Origin of the sequence: Streptomyces kronopolitis (assembly GCF_014646275.1) — a bacterium.
GTDB lineage: Bacteria > Actinomycetota > Actinomycetes > Streptomycetales > Streptomycetaceae > Streptomyces > Streptomyces kronopolitis.
On the sequence record NZ_BMND01000033.1, the window covers coordinates 23,817 to 49,126 of the forward strand.

Below are 25,310 nucleotides of genomic sequence, written 5' to 3' on the forward strand. Positions count from 1 at the left end.
CCCACGCCCGCGGGCTCACCGCCTGCCCGCGCTCGCCCGCGGCCCCCTCGGCTCACACCCGGTCGACGATGCCCACCCTCCCGTCGGAGCGGGCGCAGTGGGCACCGCAGTACCACTTCTGGTCGGCCTCGACGCCCTGGCCGATGATCTGGCACCGGCAGTGCTCACAGATCGGCGCCATGCGGTGGATGGCGCAGGCGAAACAGTCGAAGACATGCACCGCGCCCTGCGCGTGCACCTCGAACGTCATGCCGTATTCGTTTCCGCAGACCTCACAACGTGCCATGCGCCACAGGGTGCGGGCGTCACCCGCGCGGGGCGAGGCGGCGGCGGGTGTGTTGACCGGGCTTCACCCGGACGCGGGCGCCGGTGCCACGTCCTGGAGCAGTTGCATGAAGGCCGCCTCGTCGATCACGACCGTGCCGAACGAGGCGGCCTTGGCGGTCTTGGACGTCCGGGCGTCGGGGTCGTTGGTCACCAGCAGGCTGGTCAGCCGGGACACGCTCGTGGCGACATGCAGCCCGGCCTCGATGGCCCGGTCCTCCAACAGCTCGCGGTCCACGGAGGTGTCCCCGGAGAAGGCGACCCGCATCCCCTGGACGAGCCGGCCGCCCTCCTCGTAGCGCCCCGGGTTGGGGTAGGGGCACGCCGGGCGCTTACGGGACGGCCGCCAGGTCGTGGGGCGGTACGACGAGGTGGTGGGGTGCTGCCGGGGCGCGGGGGTGTCCGACCATTCCGTCAGCGGCTGGCAGGTCAGCAGCGGCAGCCGCAGATTCTCCCGCGCGGCCCGCCGCAGACTGGGGCGGAACGCCTCAGCCAGCACCCGGGCGTCGTCCAGCGCATGGTGGGCGCGCTGCTGCACCACGCCGTAGTGGGAGGCGAGCGACTCCAGCTTGTGGTTGGGCAGCGGCAGCCCCAGCTCCTTGGACAGGGCGATGGTGCACAGCCGCTGGCGCACCGGTGCGGTCGCCGCGGCGCGGGCGTACTCGCGGGCGATCATCGACCAGTCGAACATGGCGTTGTGGGCGACCAGCACCCGGTCCTCGAGCCGCTTCGACAGCTCCGGAACGATGTCCGGGAAGAGCGGGGCATCGGCGAGCACGGAGCTGGTCAGACCGTGGATCCAGACCGGCCCCGGATCCCGCTGCGGGTTGACGAGCGTGTACCAGTGGTCCTGGACCTCGCCCTGGGCGTCGAGTTGGTACACGGCGGCGGAGATGATCCGGTCGTCACGGGCCAGGCCCGTGGTCTCCACGTCGACCACCGCGTACCCCTGGGGATACGCGGACGGCCAGTGCGCCGGCGGCGTCTGCGGGCCCGGCTGCTGCCCGATCTTCGGCGCGATCGGGTCGGCTGCTGCCATGCGGTCTTCGAGCATGGTCACTGAGGATACGGGCCGACACCGACAGCCACCGAACCGCCATCACCCCCACCACCCCACCGCACACCCGACACCACCACAAATCCCGGACAGGAGCACGAGTTGACGGGGGGCCGGGAAGGGTGCGGGGGAATCCCCACCTACGGGGCCTGGCGGAAGAAACCCCACAAACCGGCGGGTGGCTGCACGCTTTGCGCAGCCGCTGCTTACGGCGAGCCGCCAGGCCGTGCCGGACGTGAGTGCCACTCAGGCGAACCCGTCACCCCTGCCCTCCCTTCACGCGCCCCCTCCGGGGCAGAGGAGCAGCGACCGCACCAGGGCCTCCAGCGCGACATCGAACAGCCGCTCCGTGTCGACCGGGCCGGCCAGCGCGCGGGCCAGTGCCGGATCGTGGCCGGCGGTGGGGGAGTCCCACAGTTCGCCCTCGCTCGGGTGCTGCTGCGGCGACCGCTCACGGTTGCGTTCGACCAGGACGAAGCCGACGACCTGGAACTGGACGGCACGCACCGCCTCGGCGGCCGTTTCGCCGCACAGTCCGGCGGCGTGCATCTCATGGACCAGCGCCTGCTGCGCGGGCAGGAACATCCGCTCCGTCAGGCCGCGTTCGTGCACCATCGCGATGAGCTGCGGGCGCTCGCGCAGCGCCGTGTACAGCGCCCGGGCGACCGAGACGATGCGCGCGTGCGGGGTGCGTCCCGTGGGGTGGATCTCGCCCATCTCCCGGACGGTGCGCTCCACGAGCGCGTCCAGCAGGGACTCGCGGTTGCCGACGTGCCAGTAGATGGAGGTGACGGCGGTGCCCAGCTCCGTGGCGAGCCGGCGCATGGTCAGTGCCGCGGGGCCGTGCGCCCGCACCAGCCGGGCGGCGGCCGTCAGCACCTCGTCGCCGGTCAGCGCGCTGCGTGTCATGGGCCCCACTCCTCACTCTTCCCACACCCTCGGCCGGGCCACCCCCGAGCCATCCCCGAGCTGACCCGGAGTCGCCCCGGAGTCGCCCCGGAGCCAGCCCGGAGCTGTCCCCGACCCCACCCCAAGCCCCACCTCACCCACCCCCCCGCCCCAACTCCCTCCCCCTCGCGCCTCTTTACCCTTCGCGCGGGGCGGTGTAACAGTGTTACAGGCGCCTGGCACGACCCCCGTGAGTCACGACGGCGAAGGGTGGTAGTTCATGGCACGCGTACGTTACGGAGCGCGCACCGAGGCGGAGATCGCCGCGGCGCGCGCCGCCGGGGCACGGATTCCCGACATCTGGTCCACCGGCGTGGTCGCCGTATGGGAGAGCGACCCGGAGGCGGTCGCGGCCGTGCTGCCGCCGCCGCTGGTCCCCACCGGACGCCCCCTGGTCCGGGCCACCGTCAGCCGGGTCGAGCTGCCCGGCTACCCCCTCGGCGCGGGCTCGGTCGCCGTCGCGGCCGCGCACCGCGGCACCGAGGGCTGGTATCCGCTCGTCATGCCGATGACCCACGAGCGGGCCCTGACCGGCGGCCGTGAGGTCTTCGGCGAACCGAAGAAGCTGGGCGAGGTCACCGTCGAGCGCGACGGCACGGCGGTGCGCGCCGCGCTCGTCCGGCACGGGATCGCCTTCGTCGAGATCCGCGGCGAGGTGAGCGGCCCGCTGCCGGTCCCGGAGCCGGCCGGGAAGACCGACTTCTACTTCAAGTTCCTGCCCGCCGTGGACGGTTCGGGATTCGACGCCGACCCGGTGCTGGTGCACTGCCTGCGCCACGAGAGGTTCCGCACCCTGGAGCGGGTCACCGGCGAGGTCGTCCTCCGGGAGTCGCGGTACGACCCCGTCGCCGACCTCCCCGTCCGCACCCTCGTCGCACTCACCCTCGGCGAGAAGACCAGCGACCAGCGGGGCCGGGTCGTCGAGCGGGTCGCCGCCCGGGACCTGCTGCCCTACGTCCACCAGCGCTACGACGATCCGCAGCAGCTGCTCGACGGCCCGCCCGAGGGGAGCGCCTGATGGAACTGCGGGCAGGGCAGGTCGCGGTCGTCACCGGCGCCGCGAGCGGGATCGGTCTGGCCATGGCGCGCCGCTTCGCCGCGGAGGGAATGGCCGTCGTCCTCGCGGACGTGGCGCGCGAGCCGCTGCACGCCGCCGCCGATGAGCTGGCCGCACAGGGCGCCCGCGTGCTGGCGCACACCGTGGACGTCAGCGTCCGCGAGGAGGTCGAGGCGCTCGCCGACGCCGCCTACGACGCCTTCGGCGCGGTCCATCTGCTGTGCAACAACGCGGGGGTGGGCTCCGGCGCCGAGGGGCGGATGTGGGAGCACGATCCGCGCGACTGGGAATGGGCGTTCGCGGTGAACATCTGGGGCGTCTTCCACGGCGTGCAGTGCTTCGTGCCCCGGATGCTGGCGGGCGGGGAGGCCGGCCATGTCGTCAACACCTCCTCGACCGACGGCGGCGTCGCGCCGCTGCCCACCGCGTCCGTCTACGCCGTCACCAAGGCGGCCGTGGTGACCATGACCGAGTCGCTGTACGCGCATCTGACGGCCGAACGCGCCCCCGTCGGCGCCTCGGTGCTCTTCCCCGGCCCGCACATGCTGCGCACCGGCCTGTGGGAGTCGCACCGCAACAGGCCCGAGCGCTACGCCAAGACCCGGCCGCGCCGCACCCCGTACCGCAGCCTGGCGGAGTGGGAGGCGGCGATGAAGGAGGCCGGACGCGAGGTGGCCTTCACGCCCCTGGAGGACGTCGCCGAGCAGGTCGTGGACGGCGTCCGGGCCGGCCGCTTCTGGCTGCTGCCGCCCGCCGCGCACACCGACGCGCAGATCAGGGCGCGGTCCGCCTCGATGCTGGACCGCTCCGCCCCGGCGTATCTGGAGCACTTCATCCTCGACCCGGACGACTGAGGGAGGTTCCGCCATGACGGACCCGCAGGGTTCCCCGGACCCGCAGTTCCCCGAGCAGGGGCGGCCTCCCGCGCAGCACCAGGGCCCCGAGCAGCGTCAGGGCCCCGCGCACCGGCCCGGCGCGCGGCCGGATCCGGACGAGCCGTACCTGATCATCTCCTCCGACTGCCACGCCGGACTCCCCACCGAGGAGTACCGCCCCTATCTGGAGGCCCGATTCCACCGCCCCTTCGACGAGTTCCTCGGGCAGCGCGACGCCCGCCGCGCGGAGGCCACCCGCCTGGGCATCCGCAACGACGCCTTCGCCGAGCGCTGGTTCCGCGACCACGAGGAGGGCCTGCGCGGCGGCTGGGACCCCGCGCAGCGGATCAAGGAGCTCGACGGCGACGGGGTGGCGGCGGAGGTCGTCTTCCCGGACGCGGACGCCGTCGACAGCGGGACGGCCGCCCCCTTCGGCGTGGGCCTGGGCCTCTCCGGCGACCAGGACCCGGAGCTGGGCATGGCGGGCGCCCGGGCGCACAACCGCTGGCTCGCCGACTTCGTCTCCGCGCACCCCGAACGGCACTGCGGCGTCGCCCTGTTGCCGGTCACGGCAGAGACCGGCACCGTCGTCGAGGAGATCCACCGTGCCCGGGAGTCCGGGCTCGGCGCCCTGATGATCCCCGCCATGTGGGGCGCCCACGCCCCGTACCACGACCGCCGCTACGACCCGGTGTGGGCGGCGGCCGCCGAGTGCGCGATGCCGGTGCTGACCCACTCCGGGTCCTCGCCCCGCCACGAGTACGGGGATCACCTGGGGATCTTCGTCTCCGAGGTGACCTGGTGGCCGGCCCGCCCGCTGTGGTTCCTGCTGTGGTCCGGGGTCTTCGAACGCCACCCGGGCCTGCGGTTCGGCATCGCCGAATCCGGCTGCTGGTGGCTGCCCAACCTCCTGTGGTTCATGGACCGCCTCTACCTGGGCGCCCACGGCGGCAAGAAGCTCTCCCCGTTCGCCGCCCTCACCCGTCCGCCGCACGAGTACCTCGACCGGCAGGTCTTCGTCTGCGCCACCAACACCAAGCGCCGCGAACTCGCCCAGCGCTACGAGATCGGCGTCGACAACATCCTGTGGGGCAGCGACTTCCCGCACCCCGAGGGTACCTGGCCCGACACCCGCGGCTGGCTGACGAAGACCTTCCACGACATCCCGGTGGCCGAGACCCGGCGGATGCTCGGCCTGTCCGCCGCCGAGGCCTTCGGCTTCGACACCGCCGCGCTGGCCCCGCTGGCCCGCCGCATCGGCCCCACCCCGGCCGGACTCGGGCAGTCCGCCGACCAGCGGGCCGTCGAGGCCTCGTGGGCCCGCTCGCGCGAGACGGGCCGCCACTGGCTGACCGACCGCGACTTCCCGGTACTGGGGGCCGACCGATGACCGAGCAGCGGCGGACCGCGGAGCGCCACACCGTCATCTCCGCCGACTGCCACGCCGGGGCCGACCTCCTCGACTACCGGCCGTATCTGCCCTCCCGGCACCACGAGGCCTTCGACGCCTGGGCCGTGGCCTACGTCAATCCGTACGAGGACCTGCTGGCCGACTCCGCCGACCGCAACTGGAACTCCGCGCGCCGGCTGGCCGAACTCGAGGCCGACGGCATCGTCGCCGAGGTCGTCTTCCCCAACACCATCCCACCGTTCTTCCCCTCCGCGGCCCTGGTGGCCCCGGCGCCCACCGGCGAGGAGCGCGCGCTGCGCTGGGCGGGCCTGCGCGCCCACAACCGCTGGCTCGCCGACTTCTGCGGCCAGGCCCCCGGCCGGCGGGCCGGCGTCGCCCAGATCCTCCTGCACGACGTCGACGAGGCCGTGCGGGAGGTCCGCCGCACCAAGGAGGCCGGTCTCACCGGCGGCATCCTGCTTCCCGGGACCCCGCCAGGATCCGGCCTGCCCGAACTGCACTCCGAGATCTACGACCCCCTCTGGGCGGTCTGCGCGGAACTGGAGGTCCCCGTCAACCACCACGGCGGCTCCGCCTCCCCGCCGCTCGGCGACGAACCCGCCGCCCGCGCCGTGTTCATGGTCGAGACGACCTGGTTCTCGCACCGCGCGCTGTGGCACCTGATCTTCGGCGGGGCCTTCCGCCGCCACCCCGGCCTCCGGCTCGTCCTCACCGAACAGGGCTCCGGCTGGATCCCCGGCGTGCTGGACATGCTGGACTACTACCACGGCCGGCTGGCCGCGTCCCGGGCCGCCACCGCCGAGGCCAAGTTCGGCGCCGGGCTGGCCGAGGCCATGGGCGGCACCCCGGCGCAGCTGTGGCGCGAGCACTGCTTCGTCGGCGCCAGCTTCATGCGCCCGCACGAGGTCCCGCTCCGCCACCGGATCGGCCTCGACAAGATCATGTGGGGCAGCGACTACCCCCACGACGAAGGCACCCACCCCTACACCCGCGAGGCGCTCCGCCTGGCCTACGCCGGCCTGCCGTACGAGGAGGTCGCCGCCCTGCTCGGCACCAACGCGGCCCGTGTCTACGGCTTCGACCTCGATTTCCTCGCCCCGCTCGCGGCCCGCGTCGGCCCGGCCGTCGCCGAGATCGCCGAGCCGCTGGACAAGGTCCCCGAGGACGCCACCAGCCCGGCGTTCGCACCGGGCGGGTCGGTACGGGTGTGGTGACGGCGCCCCGGCCTCACGCCCCCGCCCCGCCCTGAGCCCCCAGCACCCGGGCCGCCTGCGCCGCCTCCCGTGCCGCGCCGTCCGCGCCGGCGGTCACCCGGTGCAGGGTGGCGCCCGGTTTCCGGGTGACCACCTCCACCGGGCGGCCGCCGGCGAACAGCGCGGCGGTGCCGTCGTCGACCGCCCAGCCGCCGGGCAGCGCACCGCCGCCGACGGCCGCCAGATAGCCGGGACGGCGCCCCGGCTCGCTGTCGTAGTGCGGGCACAGGCTGCCCGGCAGCAGCCCCAGCCCGTCGGCGAGCGGCGCGGCCGGGCCGAAGGAGTCGGAGAACGCGCTCTCGAACCAGCAGCACGCCCCGGCGCTGATGCCGCACAGCAGCACCCCCGCCGCCCAGGCCTCGCGCAGGACGGAGTCCAGGCCGTGCGCCCGCCAGACGGCGAGCATGTTGGCGGTGTTGCCGCCCCCGACGTAGACGATGTCCTGCGCCAGGACGAATGCCCGCAGATCGTCCACCGTGCGGTGGAACAGCTCCAGATGGCTCGGCTCGCAGTCCCGCTCGTCGAACGCCGTGTGGAACCGCTCGACGTAGCCGGGCGCGTCGCCGCTCGCGGTGGGCAGGAAGCAGATCCGCGGCCGCGCCCGTCCCGAGGCGGCCAGCACGAAGTCGTCGAGGAGCGGGTCGGAGCCGTGGGAGAAGCCGCCGCCGAGCAGGACGAGGGCGGGGGTGGGGGTGCCGGTCATCGGACCTCGATTCGGGTCGTGGGGGAAGTACGGGGGAGTACACCGTCACACCGCAGCTGACGATGCGTCTCACATACTTCTCGGTAACAACCCCTAGCGGCACCGCCGTCCACGCCTTTATGGTGCGGGGCATGCCGCACCTGCCCGATGTCCTGTTGTGGTCCATCCCGGCCTTCGTCCTGCTCGCCGTGATCGAGATGGTGAGTTACCGCCTGCATCCCGACGAGGAGGCGGAGGGCTACGAGGCCAAGGACGCCGCCACCAGCATCGGCATGGGCCTGGGCAGCCTGGTCTTCGACGCGCTGTGGAAGATCCCCATCGTGGCGATCTACGCCGCGGTCTACGAGCTGACCCCGCTGCGGATACCCATCCTGTGGTGGACGCTGCCGCTGATGCTGCTCGCCCAGGACTTCTTCTACTACTGGTCGCACCGCGGGCACCACGTCATCCGCATCCTGTGGGCCTGCCACGTGGTCCACCACTCCAGCAAGAAGTTCAACCTCACCACCGCCCTGCGGCAGCCCTGGACGACCTGGACCGTCTGGCCCTTCTACGTCCCGATGATCGCCCTGGGCGTGCACCCGGCCGCGATCGCCTTCACCTCCGGGGCCAACCTCGTCTACCAGTTCTGGGTGCACACCGAACGGGTCGGCAAACTGCCCCGCCCCATCGAGTTCGTCCTCAACACCCCCTCCCACCACCGGGTCCACCACGCCTCGCAGGGCGGGTACCTGGACCGCAACTACGGCGGGATCCTGATCATCTGGGACCGGATGTTCGGCTCGTTCGTCGCCGAGACCGAGCGGCCGGTATACGGACTCACCAAGAACGTCGAGAGCTTCAACCCGCTGCGGGTGGCCACCCACGAGTACGCCGCCATCGCCCGCGACCTGCGCGCCGCGGACAGCTGGCGCGAGCGCGCCGGGCGGGTCTTCGGCGGACCGGGCTGGCAGCCGGCCGAGCGGGCCGCCGCGGGCGCACCGGCCGCGGGCCCCGGCCCGCAGGCGCGCGCCTCCGTCGAGGAGCCCGCCGCGTGAGCGCACGGTGGCCGCGGGCCGCGGGGCCCCTGCTGTGGATCTTCGCCGCCCTGGCCCTGGTGCACCTCGGCGCGCTGCTCGGCGGCGTGACCGCCGTCGCACAGCTCACCAAGCCCGCGCTGATGCCGGTGCTCACCGGCTACGCGCTGGCCCGCGGCGGCCCGCCGCTGCTCGCCGGCGCCCTGCTGTTCGGCTGCGGCGGCGACACCTTCCTCCAGATCGGCGGGGACCTCGCCTTCCTGGTGGGCATGGGCTCCTTCGCCGCCGGGCACGTCTGCTACCTGCTGCTGTTCGTCCGGCACGGGACGGCGCCCGGCGGCGGCCGGCCCGGCCGCACCCCCGCGCTCGCCACCGGCTACGGCGCCGTGCTCGCCGTCACCGTCGTCCTGCTGTGGCCCGACCTCCCGGCCGAGCTGCGGATCCCGGTCGCCGGCTACAGCCTGCTGCTCACCGCGATGGCGTTCGGGGCGCTGCGGGCGGGCCCGTGGGCCGCGCTCGGCGGGCTGCTCTTCCTGCTCTCCGACACCCTCATCGCCAGTGGCATCGCTCACTGGCCGCAGCCGCCGCTGCCCCAGTTCTGGATCATGTTCACCTACGCCGCGGCCCAGTACGCCCTGGCCGAGGGCGTGTTGCGGACGCTCGCGGGCACGGCCCCGCGGCCCGCGCCCCGGCCGGCCCCGGCGCTCCCGGGGACAGGTGTGCGATAGCGCGGGCGTACCGTACGGCGGGTACGTCCACCGCACCCCGAGCAGAACGAGGAAAGCCGCCGCATGCGCGCCACCACCATCCACGCCGCCCATGACATACGTGTCGACGAGGTCCCCGACGCCGCCGTCCGCAAGCCGCACGACGCCGTCGTCCAGGTGCTGCGGGCCTGTATCTGCGGCAGCGACCTGTGGGCGTACCGCGGATCGGCGGCGCGCGAGAAGGGCCAGCGGATCGGGCACGAGTTCCTCGGAGTGATCGCCGAGACCGGCGCCGAGGTCACCGGCCTGTCGGTGGGCGACCTGGTCGTGGCCCCCTTCATGTGGTCCGACGGCGAGTGCGAGTACTGCGCCGACGGCCTGACCACCTCGTGTGTGGACGGCGGCTTCTGGGGCGACCCCGGCTCCGACGGCGGCCAGGGCGAGGCCGTCCGGGTGCCGTACGCCGACGCCACCCTCGTCAAGCTGCCCGCCGAGGCCGCGGGCGACGACCGGCTGCTGACCGGCCTGCTGGCGCTCACCGACGTCCTGGGCACCGGCCACCACGCCGCCCTGGGCGCGGGCGTGCGGCCCGGCTCCACGGTCGCGGTGGTCGGCGACGGCGCGGTGGGCCTGTGCGCGGTCCTGGCCGCCAGGCGGCTGGGCGCCGAGCGGATCATCGCCCTCGGCCGCCATCAGGCACGCACCGACATCGCCCGTACCTTCGGCGCCACCGACGTGGTCGCCGAGCGCGGCGAGGCGGCCGTCGCCGCGGTCCGCGAACTCACCCGCGGCCAGGGCGCGCACGCCGTCATCGAGGCGGTCGGCACCGAGCAGTCGATGGGCACCGCGGTCGGCATCACCCGCCCCGGCGGCGCCATCGGCTGGGTCGGCGTCCCGCACGGCAGCGGCAACGGCCTGGACATGCGCGCCCTCTTCAACCACAACATCGCCGTCCGCGGCGGCGTCGCCCCGGTCCGCAGCTACATCCCCGAACTGCTCCCCGACGTCCTCGACGGCACCCTCGACCCCGCCCCCGTCTTCGACCTCACCGTCGACCTCGCCGGCGTCCCCGACGGCTACCGCGCCATGGACGACCGCACGGCCCTGAAGGTACTGGTCAAGCCCTGAGCCACGGGGGCGCCCCCCGACACGCCGGGGCCGGGCGGCATCCACGCCACCCGGCCCCTCCCGCAACGGCCGTGACCGGCCCGGGGGTTACTTCTTCACCGCGTCCAGGGCATCGACGATGCCGTAGCCGAAGTGGCTGTTGATGTGCTTGGTGCCGGTGCAGGTGGTGTCGCCCGTGGGGCAGCCGGGGTTGTCGGCCTGCTCCTTGAGGAGCCACTGGAGCTCCTGCGGGCTGGACTTCGGGTGGGCGCTCTTGAGCAGCGCCGCGACACCGGCGACATGCGGGGTCGCCATGGACGTGCCGGCCAGGTAGGCCCAGTCGCCGCCCGGCATGGTGGAGAGGATGTTGCCGTTCTTGGCGGGCAGCTCCGGCACCTGCCGGGAGTCACCGCCCGGTGCGGCCACATCGATCTGGCCCAGGCCGTAGTTCGAGTAGTACGACTTGAGCTGGTGCACGCCCGTCGCCGCGACCGTCACCGTGCCCGGCAGCTGGGTGGGCACGTCCCAGCAGGTCTTGGGGTTGACGGTGCGCTGGACCGGGGTGGAGTCGTTCGGGCTGGAGGCGTCGGGCAGCTGGGGAGCCGCCAGGTCGAGGCCGGAGTTGCCCGCCGCGGCGATGTTGAGCACGCCCTTGCGCTGGGCGTAGCTCGCCGCCCGGCCGACCGCGTCGATGATGGCGGCCTGGTCCGCGTCGTCCTTGCAGTTGAACATCCACGGGTCGACGTAGTAGCTGTTGTTCGTGACCGAGATGCCGTGGTCGGCGGCGAAGACGAACGCGCACACCACGCTCTCGGCGTAGAAGAGGCTGGTCTCCGGCTCGCTGACCTTCAGGGCGGCGATCTTCACGCCCGGGGCGACACCCGCCACGCCGATGCCGTTGCGGGCCGCGGCGATGGTGCCCGCGACATGGGTGCCGTGGTAGTCCTCGTCCGGATTCCAGGGACGCCAGGCGCCCTTGGAGGTGTCGGCCACGCCGCCCACGCAGTTCGCGGACTGCTTCGCGGAGAAGTTGGGCTTCAGGTCGGGGTGGGTGTCGTCCACCCCGGTGTCGATGATGCCGACGGTGACCTTCCGGCTGCCGGGGTTCACCTTCGCGGCCTGGTCGGCCTTGATGGCGGGCAGGTCCCACTGCAGCGGTTCGAGCGGCTCCTCGCCGTTCGCCTTCGCCGCCTTGCCGGCCGCCGTGAGCTGGGCCTTCGACAGGTCGATCTTCTGCGGCTTGCCGACGTCGGTGGTGCCCTGCGCCTTCAGCGGCGCGGTGCGGGTCGCGCCCGCCGACTGCACGCCCGGCACGGTGCGCATCTCGGCGGCGAACTGCGGGTTGGCGGAGTGGACGACGGTCACGCCTATCCGCTCATGGGCGATGACCACCTTCCCGCCGGCCTTGGATATCGCCTTCGCTATCCGGCCGGCCATCGTGTGGCCGGGCGTGGCGTTCACGACGTACGACAGCAGCGGGCCGCTGTCCGAGGCGGCGGCGGCCGGGGTGGTGTCCGCGGACGCGGCGGTGGCCGCGGTCGGCAGGAAACCGAGGGACGCCGTCAGGGCCAGTCCGAGCGGAACGGCCAGCGCCCGCATGCGTCTGGAACGGGGATGAGCCATGGGTACTCCACATCATCCGTGAGACCGCCCGTGCACGGATTGCGCACGGGCGGATACATGAGACGTGAAGTTATCGGCGATCACCGGTCGACAGCAATGGAACGGGGAGAAAACCTGTCAGGAGTGGCGAATTGAGAGCGTGTCAGGCCGGACCGCGGCGGATTCGCGCCGGGGCGTCGCGGCGGATCAGGCGTCGCGCCGCAGGGCGGCGATGCTCAGCAGCGGCAGGGTGACCCGCGGGCCGTACCAGCGGCGCGCGACGGCGGGCGGGCCGGAGTGCGGCGTCGGCGGCGCGACGGGGAGCGGCGCCGGCAGCCGGACACTGCCGTAGGGGCGCCGGCGCGGAGCGGAGGGCTGCGGGGCCTGCTGTGGCGGCGGGTTCACACCGGGCTCAACGAAGCGCCCCGTGCGCGGTGGCGGTCGCCGCGGCCATTGCGCGGATTCTTCTGCGATTCAACCAACGAACCCCTGTCGCATCGTATGACGCACCTCTACCATGCGTGATCCACCTCACTTATATGAGCTTTACCGCCGTCCCGGCCCGCTGGGTGGAGCGCCGCCGGACCGGCACCGGGAACCCGCCTCTTCGCGTCAGGAGACTCCGTGAGCGCCGCACCGACCCTCGACCCGGGGACACACGAGCCGCCCGACTACGCACTGGTGCAGTCGAGCGCGGAATTCGGTGAACTCCGCCGCGCACACCGCTCGTTCGCCTTTCCGGTCACCGTCGCCTTCCTCGCCTGGTACCTCGGCTACGTGCTGCTGTCGAGCTACGCCGGCGGCTTCATGGCCACCAAGGTCCTGGGCCATCTGAACGTCGCCTTCGTCCTCGGCCTCGCCCAGTTCGCGACGACCTTCCTCATCGCCTGGTGGTACTCCCGGCACGCCGCCGCCCGCCTCGACCCCCGGGCCGAGGCCATCAAGTCCCGCCTGGAGGGCGACGTATGAACCTTTCCCCCGACGTGCTCGCCCTCCCGCTCGCGGCCGGCGGCGCGAGCGAGCACCGCGGCCTGATCGTCACCCTCTTCGCGGCCTTCGTCGCCGCCACCCTGGGCCTCACGGTCTGGGCCGGCCGGCAGACCAGCGGCGCGGAGGACTTCTACGCCGGCGGCCGGCAGTTCAGCGGCTTCCAGAACGGCCTGGCCATCTCCGGCGACTACATGTCCGCCGCGTCCTTCCTCGGCATCGCCGGCGCCATCGCCCTCTTCGGCTACGACGGCTTCCTCTACTCCATCGGCTTCCTGGTCGCCTGGCTCGTCGCCCTGCTGCTGGTCGCCGAACCGCTGCGCAACTCCGGCCGGTTCACCATGGGGGACGTCCTCGCCTACCGCATGCGCCGGCGCCCGGTCCGCACCGCCGCCGGCGTCTCCACCATCGTCGTCTCGATCTTCTACCTGCTCGCCCAGATGGCGGGCGCGGGTGCCCTGGTCACCCTGCTCCTGGGCATCACCAGCGAGGCGGGCAAGATCCTGGTCGTCGTGCTGGTCGGCGTGATGATGATCCTCTACGTCACCATCGGCGGGATGAAGGGCACCACCTGGGTCCAGATGGTCAAGGCGGTGCTGCTGATCGCCGGCACCCTGCTGATCACCTTCCTGGTGGCGCTGAAGTTCCACTTCAACGTCTCCGCGCTGCTCGGCGCCGCCGCCGAGAACAGCGGCAAGGGCTCCGCCTTCCTGGAGCCCGGCCTCAAATACGGGGCCACCGCCACCTCGAAGATCGACTTCATCTCGCTGGGCCTCGCCCTCGTCCTGGGCACCGCGGGCCTGCCGCACATCCTCATCCGCTTCTACACGGTCCCCACCGCCAAGGCCGCCCGGAAGTCCGTGAACTGGGCGATCGGCATCATCGGCGGCTTCTACCTGATGACCATCGCGCTCGGCTTCGGCGCCGCCGCGCTCCTGAAGCCCGGGGCGATCACCGCGTCCAACAAGGCGGGCAACACCGCCGCCGCGCTCCTCGCCGAGCAGCTCGGCGGCGGCCCCGGCTCCACCGGCGGCGCCGTCCTGCTCGCCGTGATCTCCGCGGTGGCCTTCGCCACCATCCTCGCGGTGGTCGCCGGACTCACCCTCGCCTCCTCCTCGTCCTTCGCCCACGACCTGTACGCCAACGTGCTGCGCAAGGGCCGGGCCACCGAGAAGGAGGAGCTCGGCGCGGCCCGCTGGGCGACCGTCGGCATCGGCGGCGCCGCCATCGTCCTGGGGGTCTTCGCCCGCGGGCTGAACGTCGCCGGACTGGTGGCGCTCGCCTTCGCGGTCGCCGCCTCCGCCAACCTCCCCACCCTCCTCTACAGCCTCTTCTGGAAGCGCTTCACCACCCGCGGCGCGCTCTGGTCCATCTACGGCGGCCTCGCCTCCTCCGTGCTGCTGGTGCTCTTCTCCCCGGTCGTCTCCGGCAAGGAGACCTCGATGTTCCCCGGCGCCCACTTCGCCTTCTTCCCGCTGGAGAACCCCGGCCTGATCTCCATCCCGCTGGGCTTCCTGCTCGGCTGGCTGGGATCCGTGCTCTCTGCGGAGGAGCCGGACGCCGCGAAGTACGCCGAGCTGGAGGTCCGGTCGCTGACCGGCACCGGGGCGCACTGACGCCGGCCGCCGGGACGTCCTCCAGGGCGCGGGCGGGGCGGTGTCGTAGAGAGCTACGAGGCCACCCCGCCCACCTCGTGCTTCTGCGTCCTGCTCGGCTGTCGCACCCATCGCGTAGGCTCGAAGGCGGAGAAGAGACAGAACACGGAGAACACGTAGAGGACACGGACGACGCGGCCGCCCGCCAACGGGCGGAAATCTCGCGCCGACATCTCTCGGGGAGGGGGCCCTGTGCTCATCGACACCTACGGTCGGGTGGCCACCGACCTGCGCGTTTCACTCACCGACCGCTGCAATCTGCGGTGCACGTACTGCATGCCGGAAGAGGGCCTGCAGTGGCTCGCCAAGCCCGATCTGCTCACCGACGACGAAATCGTCCGGCTGATCACCCTCGCCGTGCGGGACCTGGGCATCGACGAGGTCCGCTTCACCGGCGGGGAACCGCTGCTCCGCCCCGGCCTGCCCGGCATCATCGAGCGCGTCGCCGCCCTCACCCCGCGCCCCCGGATGTCGCTGACCACCAACGGCATAGGCCTCCAGCGCACGGCCGCCGCGCTGCGCGACGCCGGGCTCGACCGGGTCAATGTCTCGCTGGACACCCTGCGGCCGGAGGTCTTCCAGGCCCTGACCCGCCGCAAGCGGCACGACGACGTGCTGCGCGGTCTGGAGGCGGCCCGCGCGGCCGGGCTGACCCCCGTCAAGGTCAACACCGTCCTGATGCCCGGCCTCAACGACGACGAGGCCCCCGACCTCCTGGCCTGGGCCATCGCCCACGACTACGAGCTGCGCTTCATCGAGCAGATGCCCCTGGACGCCCAGCACGGCTGGAAGCGCGACGGCATGATCACCGCAGGTGACATCCTCACCTCGCTGCGCACCCGCTTCACGCTCACCGCCGAGGACGCCGAGGAGCGCGGCTCCGCCCCCGCCGAGCGCTGGCTGGTGGACGGCGGCCCGCACCGCGTCGGCGTGATCGCCTCCGTGACCCGCCCGTTCTGCCGGGCCTGCGACCGCACCCGGCTCACCGCCGACGGCCAGGTGCGCACCTGCCTGTTCGCCACCGAGGAGACGGACCTGCGGTCGGCGCTGCGCTCCGGGGCCCCCGACGACGAGATCGCCCGGCTGTGGACGACCGCGATGTGGGGCAAGAAGGCGGGCTCCGGCCTGGACGACCCGTCCTTCCTCCAGCCCGAACGCCCGATGTCCGCGATCGGCGGCTGAGCGGCCTCAGCGGCTGAGCCGAGTCAGCGGCCCGGGGCCGCCGCCTCCCACTCCGCGAGCGTCACCACGTCCTTCAGGAAGCCGCGCACCCCGAGGAACTGCGACAGATGCTCCCGGTGCTCCTCGCAGGCCAGCCAGGTCTTGCGCCGGTCGGGAGTGTGCAGCTTCGGGTTGTTCCAGGCCAGCACCCACACGGCGGCGGTGCGGCAGCCCTTGGCGGAGCAGATGACGGCGCTGTCGTCCCGGCCGGCGGGATTCTGGGGATGCGGGGAGTTCACGGCCTCAACCCTACGTCCTGCGCGCGGCCGTTCCGGGGCTGCGGACATGACGACGCCGGGCAGCCACGGGGGGAGCCGCCCGGCGTCGGTCTGTCGCTCCGACGGGGGATGCGGAGCGCGTACGCAGTATGTCACGGGGTAGGGGGCCCGGTGCACCGGAACTCCATGATTGATCTGAGCTTTTCTTGAGCTTTGCAGACCGCTCGATGATCAGCCGGGACCGGGCCGCGAGCCGGTTGTGCCCGTCGTCGGCCGCTTCGGAACGGACGGGGCGGGGGCGTCGGAACCCTCCCGCGGCAGCATCGGCCTGGTCGGCGCCGCGATGAAGGTCTTCGGGAGCGAAGTGGCGTTCTCCCGGCCCGCGTTGGCGATCACCACCGCGATATAGGGCAGCGCCAGACCCAGCACGAGCGTCGCGATCGCCACCGGCCGCTCGACGTTCCACAGCACCACGGTCAGCACCACGGCCACCGTGCGCACCATCATCGAGATCACGTATCGGCGCTGCCGCCCGCGGACGTCGTCGGACAGCCCCTGCCGGGCCCCCGTGATCCGGAAGGCCTCGCCGCTGCTCTGCTTCCGCATCACGTTCCACCACCTGCTCGGTCCTGCCGGATTCTCCCCGATATCCGGTCGGATCCCACGGTACGCCGCGACCGCGCCGCCGACGAGACCGGGTCGTGCCCCCGGAGCTCCCGCGCCGCCCCTCCTCGGCCCCTCCTCGGCGCCTGCCCGGCTCCGGGGTGCGGCCGGGGCGGCGGCGGGCGACACTGAGGGGCGAGCATCCGCACCGTGCCGCAAGAGGAGGCGTCATGACGTGGTTGTGGGCCATCATCGTGGGCCTGGTGCTGGGACTGATCGCCAAGGCCATCATCCCCGGCAAGCAGCAGATCCCGCTCTGGCTGACCGTGATCTTCGGCATGCTGGGCAGCGTCCTGGGCAACTGGGCCGCCACCGGCCTCGGGGTCGCCGACACCCGGGGCATCGACTGGATCCGGCACCTGCTGCAACTCGCCGGCGCCGTCATCATCGTCGCCCTCGGGGACCGGCTGTGGGTCTCCATGCGCGGCCACAAGAAACAGGCGACCTAGGGCCTGGCGCAGGTCAGGGCGGCCGGTGCGTGCACCGGCCGCCCTTCACCTTGCGCCTCAGCGGTCGAGCTGCGCCAGCTTCCGTCCGGCCTTCAGGTAGGCCACCCCGGCGGTGTCCGCCAGCTTCTCGGCCAGCACCTCGCCCAGCGGGCGGACGGCATCGGCCTCGGCGAGCACCACGGTCTGCTGACCGTCCGCACCCTCCACGACCAGCCGCAGCGCGTTCTGCTTGGCCAGCCGCCGGGCCGCCGAGGCGCTCGGGGTGAACTCCAGCACGCTCGTCAGCACCGCCGCCACCGTCTCGGCGGCGTGCGCGGCGACCTCGACCGACGGCAGCGACTCCACATCGGCGAACGACTTCTTGGAGAACTGCGCGATGAACCCGGCGCGTGCCGCCATCGCCGCCTCCAGGCCGTACAGCGCGGCCACGACCTCGCCCGCCAGGACCTTCTTCAGGTCCATCGGGTGCAGCGAGCGGTCCGCGATCCGGCCCAGGGCGAGCCCGATCTCGTCGTCGGTCCACTCCGTCCAGGCCTTGAGGTACGGCTCCATCAGCCGGTCCGGCACCGACATGATCTTGCCGAAGACATCGTCGGCGGGCGCGCCCAGCCCGACGTAATTGCCCTTGGACTTGGACATCTTGGCGCCGGTGCCGTCCGTGCCCTCGATCAGCGGCATGGTCACCACCAGCTGCGGACGCTGCCCGCGCAGCTCCATCAGCTTGCGGCCCATCTGCAGGTTCAGCAGCTGGTCGGAGCCGCCCAGCTCCACATCGCACTCCAGCGCCACCGAGTCCAGGCCCTGCGCGATGGGGTAGAGCAGCTCCGTCATGGTCAGCCCGGACCCGGCGGCCAGCCGGTTGCGGAAGTCCTCGCGCTGCAGCAGCTGCGAGGCCGGCACCTGGGCGAGCAGCGAGAGCAGCTCCGGGAAGGTGTACGGCGCCAGCCACTCGCTGTTCTGCCGGAAGCTGACCTTCTCGAAGTCGAAGAAGGGGCGCACCTGTTCACGGTAGGTGGCGAGGTTGTGCGCGATGTCCTCGTCGGTCAGCGGCGGGCGCTCGGCGGTACGGCCCGACGGGTCGCCGATCTTGGCGGTGAAGTCACCGATGATCAGCGTGACGTCGTGGCCCAGCCGCTGGAACCGGCTCAGCACGATCAGCGGGACGGCGTGCCCGAGGTGCACATCGGTCGCCGTCGGGTCGATGCCCAGCTTGATGTGCAGGCCCTCGCCGGCCGCCCGGCGCTCCTCGATCCGCTCGGCCAGCGCCGCCACGCCCGGCAGGACCTCGACCGTACGGGCCGCGATCAGCTCGGCCTGCTCCTTGGCGGGCAGGTCCGTCAGGTCGAGATAGCGCCGCGCGCCCGTCTCCTGGAGCAGCTCCTGGACCGTGGCGTCCGAGGAGAGGTCGGCGGAGAGCAGCGTGCTGGCGCGGGCGACGGATTCGCCGAGGCGTGTCATGGCGTTCCTGATCGATCGGTATTTCCCGTGAGGGAGGACAGGGCGTCCCGTAAGGGACACCGCAGAAGTCTATGGCCAGCGCGGCGGGCCCCACACACGGGTTTGTGCGCGCCCGGCCCCGGGACCCGGCGCGCCCGGCCCCTCACACCCCCTGGCTGACCGAACTCATGTGGAAGTCGGCGACGCGCAGGGCCGGCATCGCGGCCCGGGTGAAGTAGTCGCCCCACTCGCGCGGCAGGGTCCGCTCGGTGCGGCCCGCCTCGACCGCCCGGGACAGCAGGTCCACCGGCGACTCGTTGAAGCGGAAGTTGTTGACCTCGCCGGTCACCTCGCCGTTCTCGACCAGGTAGACGCCGTCCCGGGTCAGCCCGGTCAGCAGCAGCGTCGCCGGGTCCACCTCGCGGATGTACCACAGGCAGGTCAGCAGCAGCGTGGGGCCGTCGTGCCCGCAGGACGCGACCATCTCGTCCAGCGAGCGCGAACCGCCGCCCTCCAGGAGGAGGTTGTCGATGCCCGGCGCCACCGGGAGGCCGGTCAGCCCGGCGCTGTGCCGGGTGGTCGGCAGCCGGTGCAGGACGCCCTCGCGGATCCAGTCGGTGGGCGCGAGCGGCAGCCCGTTGTCGAAGACCGAGGCGTCGTCGCCGGAGGAGTGCGCCAGCACGAACGGGGCGCACTCCAGACCGGCCGCCCCGGGGTCGCTGCGCAGCGTCAGCGGCAGCGCGCTGAGCCGCTCGCCCAGCCGGGTGCCCGCGCCGGGCCGCCCCGCATCGGCGCCGCCGCCGGCCGGCCGGGAGAAGACCGTCCGGCCCTCCGCGGCGTCGCGGGCCCCGGACGACCACATCTGGTAGATCAGCAGGTCGGCGACGGCGGTCGGCGGCAGCAGCGTCTCGTACCGCCCGGCGGGCAGCTCGACCCGCCGCCGCGCCCAGTCGAGCCGCCGGCTCAGCTCGGCGTCCATCTCCCGCGGGTCGACGTCGGTGAAGTCGCGGGTCGCCCGGCCCGCCCAGGCCGAGCGGGGCTCCGCCGTGCCGCCGGCCGACTTGGCGTTCAGCTCCAGCGTCCCGGTGGGCTGGTCGTGCCGCAGCCGCAGCCCGGACGAGGTGCCCAGATACGACGAGACGACGCCGTGGTGGGCGAAGCCGTACAGGTCCCGGCCGCCGGAGCGGGCCTGCCGGAAGGCCTCGCCCAGGGCCGGGGCGAACGCCGCGAACACCTCCGAGGAGGTCTCGGCGGGCGCCTCGGTGAAGTCCGGGGAGGTCTTCTCGCCGGCCACCAGCGGCTGCGCGTCCTCGGCCGGCCCGGACTCCCGGGCCGCCGCCTCGGCGGCCCGGACCAGCGGCTCCAGCTCGTCCGCCGTCACCGCGGAGCGCGTCACCACGCCGGAGGCGGTGCCCTGACCGCCGTCGACGGTCGCCACGACGGTGAGGGTGCGGCCGCGGGTGACGCCGTTGGTGGTGAGCGCGTTGCCCGCCCAGCGCAGATTGGCGCTGGAGTGCTCGTCGGCGATGACCACACAGCCGTCGGCCCGGGAGAGTTCCAGGGCCCGTTCGACGATCTCGTGCGGCGTACGGGTGCGACGGCTCATCGGCCGGCCTCCTGCGTGGTGTTCGGCATGCTCACGAGGGTCACGCCCCGGAGGAGTCGGGCCCCGCACCCGGTCCGGTGGAGTCGCCGACCGGCGCACCGGACGTTCACCGGGGACGTGGCGGGCATCCCCCTCCGACGGGCATCTGTGCAGGTCAGGCGGCTCTTCATGGTCTACCCTCAATCCCTGTCCATACCGGTTCAGCCCGGACTCCGCGGGGTCTGGTGACGATGTGGCGTCGACCTGGAGCAGAGCTTATCGGCGGCCCCCGCGCGGGTGGAGGCGGACGCCGGCCGACCGCTGGAGTCCACTGCCGAGTGCCGCACGGACCTCCGCCGCCGGTCGGCCGGGTCGCGATGCATCATCTGCGCGATGAGCTTGCCCGACCTGCCCGGTACGTCGACTCTTCGGTGCGGCGTGGCCACGATGGCTCGCCGCTGGTCCATGGGGTCGGCGTCTTCCGTGCGGCCGGTGCCACGGCGTACGAATACGCCTCGTCGGGCCCGGGCGCCGAGGGTTTTCTCGCCTGCCGATGGCGTGCCCACCGGTCGAGGAGTGACGTTCCCGCACGCCACGGCTGGGCGCACCAGGTGCCCCGCTCCCACTCCCCGAACCGGACTTCTTCCGCGATGAGCTGACGCAGGATGGTGGTCTCCCGGGCGGGCGCCCGGGCGGTCGAGCCCATGCGTGTGGCTTCCTGGGTCTTGCCCGGCATATGACACAACTGCCGTCTCATGGATGGGCCGCTCAGGGCGTCGCCGGACAAGCATCACCCAAGGATCACGGTCTACAGGTGGGGCAGCATCAGCCGCCCTCGCGGTTCAGGACGCGGCGGGCAGCTGCGAGCCAGCGGTCCTTGCGGGCTTTCGCCTTGTGCAGGCGGTCGGTGTTCTGCTGGATCATGCGGCGTTGGATGCGGGTCTCGGCTGCTGCCCATATCGTCATCACCTTGGTGGACCGCTGGCAGGCCGCGTCGGCGCGGGCGGTGGCATGTTCGGCCGGTGTGGGTTCGGGCGTATTCCAGCGCTTGCTGACGGCGGCGGTCATGGGCTCGGGGTAGTTGAACCCCGCCTTGGCCATGCATGTGTGCCATCTGCGCTGGGCGGCGCGTACTTCGGGGGCGCGCCGGGAGGTTTCCAGGGCGGTGCCGGTCAGCTGGTTGAAGGCGTGGTAGTCGGGTGGAGCGGTGTCGCCGACGAGTTGGTGCCGGGCGGTCTTGAGGCAGCCGCCCTTGCCGGAGGGGCCGTAGGCCGCGCGCTGTACCTCGGCCGGGAGCGCCTCGCGCTCGTCCCAGGCATGGTTGCGCCGTACCACCGACGGCGGGTCGGGGGGCCGGTGGTAACCGTAGCGGAGCGCTTCCGCCTCGCCGGCTCCGTATCGTCGGAGGTTGGGAGGCTCGATGTCCTGGGCGTCGACGTGGGGCAGGGGTTTCCACTCCATGCCCATGGCGTTCATGCACCCGCGCATGAGGATGTCCTGTGCGTCTTCCAAGACATGGGTCTCGTCCACGGTCAATGCATAGGCGTCCAGTGGCAGCGTCAGCTGCTCGGCGTGCCGGGTCACAGGCGGGAGTGCGGTGGTGTGCGGGACGGGCGTGGACTCGCGCTCCACTGCTGTGCAGGCGGTGGTGGCCAGGAGCAGCACTGCGAGCGCGGTGGTGGCTCGTGCACGGGAGCGCGGCATGGTTGCCTCTCGGAGTGCCTTGCGCGGTGCGCCAGGCGTGGGCAGGCGGGGCGGGGGCGGCCCTGCGGCGCCGCCCCCGCCCGTCAGCAACGTGCTGTCAGCGGAGATCAGGGCTTGCTGTCAGCGGAACATGATGGAGGTCGTGGTGTCGGACATACCGCGGTTGCCGAAGTGCGCCTCCCAGTCGCCCCCCGCCAGGGAGAAGTGGGCACCGGTGCCCTTCACGCCGGAGTAGAAGGTGACCGTGCGGGTGCCCAGGTTCTTGGCGGAGCTGATCGTGTCGTTCCAGCCGTCCTTGCTCAGATCCCACATGTCCTCCGTGAAGGTCGTCCTCCTGTTCTGGTAGCCGGCGTCCTGGAAGACCTGGACCTCCCTGGCGGCCACGAGCGCCCCGAGGCCGGCGGCGTGGTGGGCAGTCACCGCGTGGGACCGCCCGGCGGACGGCTGGGCGTCGCTGGCGGAGGCCGGCAACGCGGCACCGAGAGTGAGTGCGGCTGTGGCGATGCCCGCAGCGGCTATGTGACGCATACGCATGACGTGTTCCCCTCTGGTCAGTTCTCAGGTGAGGTGTTGGCCGGTCTCTGGTGGCTCACGTTTTCGACCGGCACCTCGTACGCTAAGAGCTCCTGTGCGCTGGAGGTTCAAGACATTGTGATACAGATCACATGGACCATTGGGCAGCTGGCGGCCCGCACCGGGCTGCCGGTGAAGACGGTCCGGTACTACTCCGACATCGGCCTGTTGCCCGTCGCTGAGCGAAGCGCTGGGGGCCACCGCCGCTACCGGCCGGAGGCGCTGGAACAACTGCACCTGGTCCAGCGGCTGCGCGCACTGGACACCCCGATCTCCACCATCACCCAGCTCGCTTCCGGCGAACGCAGCCTCGGCGACCTCATCACGGACGAGATGGGCCTTGTGCGGAGCCGATTAGCCGAACTCCACTGGCGCCAGGCCACCCTGGAGGCACTGGACAACTGCTCCGCCCAGGAGCGGCTCCGCCGCCTGGAAGTACTGTCCCGCGTTCAGCGGCTGCCGGACGCCCAAGACCGGCTCGCAGGGGCATGGGGACAGACGATCCCGCCTCCGTACCGGCGCGCCTTGCCGACGCCATCACCGCGCAGGCCGTCCCGGAACTTCCCGAGAACCCCGCTGCGGAAGTGGTCCTCGCCTACGCCGAACTGCACGCCCTCACCAGGCACCAGGACTTTCCCCTCTACTGGGCCTGCCCCAACGTCCGCGACAAGGCGTCGCTGTACTCAGAACTCCTCGATACGTCCGAGCTCGCCGCCGACACAGTCGCCGGCGGCGTGCCGCCCCAGCCCGGAGAGGCACTGGACCACTTCTCCCGAGCCTGCGCCCGCTCCCGTGGCGAGGACGACACACCCGGCTTCCGCACCTTCATGGGTGCGCAGCTGCACGGCACCATCCCCCTCTTTCGCCGCTACTGGCAACACGTCGCCACGATCACGGCCGCTCAGCGCCCCAATCTGGGGATCACGCATTGCTGGCTGGTCGAAGCCCTCGCTTCGCGGCAACAAGCCGGGCCGGCACCAACGCGATAACACCGTCTCGCCGACGGGCCCCAAGGAGGGAGATCACGACTCCGACAGATCGCGGGTAGACCTGGTGCAGGCTTCGAGCGTCGATGTACCGCCTCTCAGGGGCGCCCCGACTCCGCCGCCGTGTTCAGGATGTTCACGTCCCGGAACAGCGCCGACGGGCAGCCGTGGGAGACCGCGGCGACCTGGCCGGGCTGGGCCTTTCCGCAGTTGAAGGCGCCGCCGAGGACGTATGTCTGCGGACCGCCGACGCCGGTCATGGAGCCCCAGAAGTCGGTGGTGGTCGCCTGGTAGGCCACGTCGCGCAGTTGCCCGCAAAGGCGTCCGTTGCGGATGGCGTACGCGCGTTGCTGGGTGAACTGGAAGTTGTACCGCTGCATGTCGATGGACCAGGAGCGGTCGCCGACGACGTAGATGCCGCGTTCCACGCCCGCGATCAGTTCGTCGGTGGACGGGCCGTCCGGGGCCGGCTGGAGGGAGACGTTCGCCATCCGCTGGACCGGCACATGCTCGGGGGAGTCCGCGTAGGCGCAGCCGTTGGAACGGGAGAAGCCGGTCAACCTGGCGATTCTGCGGTCGAGTTGATAGCCGACCAGGGTGCCGTCCTTGATGAGGTCCCAGGACTGGGCGGCCACCCCCTCGTCGTCGTAGCCGATCGTGGCGAGGCCGTGCTCGGCGGTCCGGTCGCCGGTGACGTTCATCAGCGGGGAGCCGTACGCCAGCGTGCCGAGTTGGTCGAAGGTGGCGAACGAGGTGCCCGCGTACGCCGCCTCGTAGCCCAACGCGCGGTCCAGTTCGGTGGCGTGGCCGACCGACTCATGGATCGTCAGCCAGAGGTTGGAGGGATCCACCACCAGGTCGTAGCTGCCGGCCTCGACGCCGGGTGCGCGCATCTTCTCGGCGAGGTGCTCCGGGAGGCGGGCGAGTTCGGTGTCCCAGTCGTGGTGGCCGCCGGTCAGGTACTCCCAGCCTCGCCCCACCGGCGGGGCGAGGGTGCGCATCGAGTCGAAGTCGCCGCTGACCGGGTCCACGGCGACGGCCGTCAGCTCGGGGTGCAGCCGCACCCGCTGCTGGGTGGTGCTGGTGCCCGCGGTGTCGGCGTAGAACTTGTTCTCCTGGACGGTCAGCAGCGAGGCGTCCGCGTGGGCCACGCCCTTGTCGGCCAGCAGCCGCGCGCTCCAGTCGGCCAGCAGCCCGGTCTTCTCGGCGTCCGGCACGTCGAACGGGTTGATCTCGTACGAGGAGACCCAGGTGCGGTCCGGATGCGCCGGCTCCGCCGCCAGCTCGACCCGTTCGTCGGAGCCCGCCGCGCGGCTCACCTTCGCCGACAGCTTCGCCATCGCCACGGCCTGCGCGGCCACCCGCGCCGCCGCGTCCATCGTCAGATCCACCCCGGACGCGAAGCCCCAGGCCCCGCCGTGCACCACCCGCACCGCGTACCCGAGGTCGGTGGTGTCGGAGGTCCCGGAGGTCCGGGCGTCCCGCAGCCGCCAGGCGGCGCTGCGGATCCGCTCCAGGCGGAAGTCCGCGTGGTCGGCGCCCAATGCGCGGGCCCGGGCCAGCGCGGCGTCGGCCAGCGCGCGCAGCGGCAGCGCCAGGAACGAGTCGTCGAGGGCATGGCGTGCAGGCAAGGAGTCCTCCCGTGGTCGGCGCCTGCATCATGCCCTGCGGGGCGCCCGCGGCCCAGTGCGCGGCGGAGCGGGGCGCGGGTGCGTCGGCCGGGCGGGGCGGCGCCGGGGCCGGTGCGACACGGCCGGCCGGGGGTCCGCGGG

At 72.5% G+C, this 25,310-nt stretch carries 25 protein-coding genes and 1 pseudogene; 13 read left to right on the plus strand and 13 right to left on the minus strand.

Features of this window, described 5'->3' with window-relative positions; all coding sequences use genetic code 11:
* Positions 1-52 precede the first annotated feature (52 nt).
* The 3 genes from IEY78_RS27270 to IEY78_RS27280 form a co-directional block, all read right to left on the minus strand.
* Positions 53-286 (minus strand): metallothionein, encoded by a 234-nt coding sequence (locus IEY78_RS27270; protein ID WP_006606380.1) that lies wholly within the window; start codon positions 284-286, stop codon positions 53-55.
* Between the two features lie 63 nt (positions 287-349).
* Positions 350-1,378, minus strand: a complete 1,029-nt coding sequence (locus IEY78_RS27275) for a DEDDh family exonuclease (RefSeq protein ID WP_229700203.1) — start codon at positions 1,376-1,378, stop codon at positions 350-352.
* A gap of 279 nt (positions 1,379-1,657) precedes the next feature.
* Positions 1,658-2,290: a TetR/AcrR family transcriptional regulator gene (locus tag IEY78_RS27280; protein ID WP_189102677.1), complete on the minus strand. Its 633-nt coding sequence runs from the start codon at positions 2,288-2,290 to the stop codon at positions 1,658-1,660.
* A 259-nt stretch (positions 2,291-2,549) separates the two neighbouring features.
* Here IEY78_RS27280 and IEY78_RS27285 point away from each other — a divergent pair, with 259 nt between their 5' ends.
* The 4 genes from IEY78_RS27285 to IEY78_RS27300 are packed head-to-tail and all read left to right on the plus strand — an operon-like array spanning position 2,550 to position 6,886.
* A complete protein-coding gene (locus tag IEY78_RS27285; RefSeq protein WP_189102679.1) occupies positions 2,550-3,347 on the plus strand; it encodes an acetoacetate decarboxylase family protein in 798 nt (265 codons plus the stop codon).
* Positions 3,347-4,240 (plus strand): SDR family NAD(P)-dependent oxidoreductase, encoded by an 894-nt coding sequence (locus tag IEY78_RS27290; protein WP_189102681.1) that lies wholly within the window; start codon positions 3,347-3,349, stop codon positions 4,238-4,240. The genes IEY78_RS27285 and IEY78_RS27290 overlap by 1 nt, the downstream gene beginning before the upstream one ends.
* Before the next feature lie 13 nt (positions 4,241-4,253).
* Positions 4,254-5,651, plus strand: coding sequence for an amidohydrolase family protein (locus tag IEY78_RS27295; protein ID WP_229700204.1), 1,398 nt, complete (start codon positions 4,254-4,256; stop codon positions 5,649-5,651).
* The gene (locus tag IEY78_RS27300; RefSeq protein ID WP_189102683.1) at positions 5,648-6,886 is read left to right on the plus strand and encodes an amidohydrolase family protein; all 1,239 of its coding nucleotides are present in this window, start codon (positions 5,648-5,650) and stop codon (positions 6,884-6,886) included. Before IEY78_RS27295 ends, IEY78_RS27300 begins: the two co-directional genes overlap by 4 nt.
* 13 nt (positions 6,887-6,899) lie before the next feature.
* Here the strand turns inward: IEY78_RS27300 and IEY78_RS27305 are convergent, their stop codons facing one another.
* Positions 6,900-7,628 (minus strand): Type 1 glutamine amidotransferase-like domain-containing protein, encoded by a 729-nt coding sequence (locus IEY78_RS27305; protein WP_189102685.1) that lies wholly within the window; start codon positions 7,626-7,628, stop codon positions 6,900-6,902.
* Positions 7,629-7,759: 131 nt separating this feature from the next.
* On the opposite strand from IEY78_RS27305, the gene IEY78_RS27310 reads away from it, so the two are divergent.
* From IEY78_RS27310 to IEY78_RS27320, 3 genes are all read left to right on the plus strand, one after another.
* The gene (locus IEY78_RS27310; protein ID WP_189102687.1) at positions 7,760-8,665 is read left to right on the plus strand and encodes a sterol desaturase family protein; all 906 of its coding nucleotides are present in this window, start codon (positions 7,760-7,762) and stop codon (positions 8,663-8,665) included.
* Positions 8,662-9,372: a lysoplasmalogenase gene (locus tag IEY78_RS27315; RefSeq protein ID WP_189102688.1), complete on the plus strand. Its 711-nt coding sequence runs from the start codon at positions 8,662-8,664 to the stop codon at positions 9,370-9,372. Before IEY78_RS27310 ends, IEY78_RS27315 begins: the two co-directional genes overlap by 4 nt.
* 63 nt (positions 9,373-9,435) lie before the next feature.
* Positions 9,436-10,479: a zinc-dependent alcohol dehydrogenase family protein gene (locus tag IEY78_RS27320; RefSeq protein ID WP_189102690.1), complete on the plus strand. Its 1,044-nt coding sequence runs from the start codon at positions 9,436-9,438 to the stop codon at positions 10,477-10,479.
* Between the two features lie 87 nt (positions 10,480-10,566).
* Here the strand turns inward: IEY78_RS27320 and IEY78_RS27325 are convergent, their stop codons facing one another.
* Both IEY78_RS27325 and IEY78_RS27330 read right to left on the minus strand, forming a co-directional pair.
* On the minus strand, positions 10,567-12,081 hold the full coding sequence (locus tag IEY78_RS27325) for a S8 family serine peptidase (RefSeq protein WP_189102692.1): 1,515 nt from the start codon (positions 12,079-12,081) through the stop codon (positions 10,567-10,569).
* A gap of 186 nt (positions 12,082-12,267) precedes the next feature.
* Positions 12,268-12,465 carry a hypothetical protein gene (locus tag IEY78_RS27330; RefSeq protein WP_189102694.1) on the minus strand — a complete coding sequence of 66 codons (198 nt, stop codon included), beginning with the start codon at positions 12,463-12,465 and terminating at the stop codon, positions 12,268-12,270.
* A 219-nt stretch (positions 12,466-12,684) separates the two neighbouring features.
* Here IEY78_RS27330 and IEY78_RS27335 point away from each other — a divergent pair, with 219 nt between their 5' ends.
* From IEY78_RS27335 to moaA, 3 genes are all read left to right on the plus strand, one after another.
* Entirely contained in the window at positions 12,685-13,029 is a 345-nt protein-coding gene (locus IEY78_RS27335) for a DUF485 domain-containing protein (protein ID WP_189102696.1), read from the plus strand.
* The gene (locus IEY78_RS27340) at positions 13,026-14,663 is read left to right on the plus strand and encodes a monocarboxylic acid transporter (RefSeq protein WP_189102698.1); all 1,638 of its coding nucleotides are present in this window, start codon (positions 13,026-13,028) and stop codon (positions 14,661-14,663) included. Before IEY78_RS27335 ends, IEY78_RS27340 begins: the two co-directional genes overlap by 4 nt.
* Before the next feature lie 231 nt (positions 14,664-14,894).
* Complete coding sequence (gene moaA, locus IEY78_RS27345) at positions 14,895-15,884, plus strand: GTP 3',8-cyclase MoaA (protein WP_189102700.1); 990 nt, start codon at positions 14,895-14,897, stop codon at positions 15,882-15,884.
* Positions 15,885-15,907: 23 nt separating this feature from the next.
* Here the strand turns inward: moaA and IEY78_RS27350 are convergent, their stop codons facing one another.
* Positions 15,908-16,162 carry a hypothetical protein gene (locus IEY78_RS27350; protein WP_189102702.1) on the minus strand — a complete coding sequence of 85 codons (255 nt, stop codon included), beginning with the start codon at positions 16,160-16,162 and terminating at the stop codon, positions 15,908-15,910.
* Between the two features lie 210 nt (positions 16,163-16,372).
* Entirely contained in the window at positions 16,373-16,747 is a 375-nt protein-coding gene (locus IEY78_RS27355; protein WP_189102704.1) for a DUF3099 domain-containing protein, read from the minus strand.
* A 227-nt stretch (positions 16,748-16,974) separates the two neighbouring features.
* Between IEY78_RS27355 and IEY78_RS27360 the strand changes: the two genes are divergently transcribed.
* Positions 16,975-17,253: a GlsB/YeaQ/YmgE family stress response membrane protein gene (locus IEY78_RS27360; protein ID WP_189102706.1), complete on the plus strand. Its 279-nt coding sequence runs from the start codon at positions 16,975-16,977 to the stop codon at positions 17,251-17,253.
* 57 nt (positions 17,254-17,310) lie between these two features.
* On the opposite strand, the gene tyrS is transcribed toward IEY78_RS27360, so the two are convergent.
* The 4 genes from tyrS to IEY78_RS27380 form a co-directional block, all read right to left on the minus strand.
* Positions 17,311-18,711: a tyrosine--tRNA ligase gene (gene tyrS / locus IEY78_RS27365; protein WP_189102708.1), complete on the minus strand. Its 1,401-nt coding sequence runs from the start codon at positions 18,709-18,711 to the stop codon at positions 17,311-17,313.
* Positions 18,712-18,853: 142 nt separating this feature from the next.
* A complete protein-coding gene (locus tag IEY78_RS27370; protein ID WP_189102710.1) occupies positions 18,854-20,296 on the minus strand; it encodes a metallopeptidase TldD-related protein in 1,443 nt (480 codons plus the stop codon).
* Between the two features lie 804 nt (positions 20,297-21,100).
* Positions 21,101-21,979 carry a hypothetical protein gene (locus IEY78_RS27375; protein WP_189102712.1) on the minus strand — a complete coding sequence of 293 codons (879 nt, stop codon included), beginning with the start codon at positions 21,977-21,979 and terminating at the stop codon, positions 21,101-21,103.
* A gap of 120 nt (positions 21,980-22,099) precedes the next feature.
* Complete coding sequence (locus IEY78_RS27380; protein ID WP_189102714.1) at positions 22,100-22,513, minus strand: peptidase inhibitor family I36 protein; 414 nt, start codon at positions 22,511-22,513, stop codon at positions 22,100-22,102.
* A 117-nt stretch (positions 22,514-22,630) separates the two neighbouring features.
* On the opposite strand from IEY78_RS27380, the pseudogene IEY78_RS35195 reads away from it, so the two are divergent.
* Both IEY78_RS35195 and IEY78_RS34625 read left to right on the plus strand, forming a co-directional pair.
* Positions 22,631-22,837: pseudogene (locus tag IEY78_RS35195) on the plus strand (MerR family DNA-binding transcriptional regulator); the annotation flags it as partial.
* A gap of 203 nt (positions 22,838-23,040) precedes the next feature.
* A complete protein-coding gene (locus IEY78_RS34625; protein ID WP_229700205.1) occupies positions 23,041-23,541 on the plus strand; it encodes a hypothetical protein in 501 nt (166 codons plus the stop codon).
* Positions 23,542-23,636: 95 nt separating this feature from the next.
* Here IEY78_RS34625 and IEY78_RS27390 read toward each other — a convergent pair whose 3' ends face one another.
* On the minus strand, positions 23,637-25,169 hold the full coding sequence (locus tag IEY78_RS27390; RefSeq protein WP_189102718.1) for a TldD/PmbA family protein: 1,533 nt from the start codon (positions 25,167-25,169) through the stop codon (positions 23,637-23,639).
* Positions 25,170-25,310: the final 141 nt, after the last annotated feature.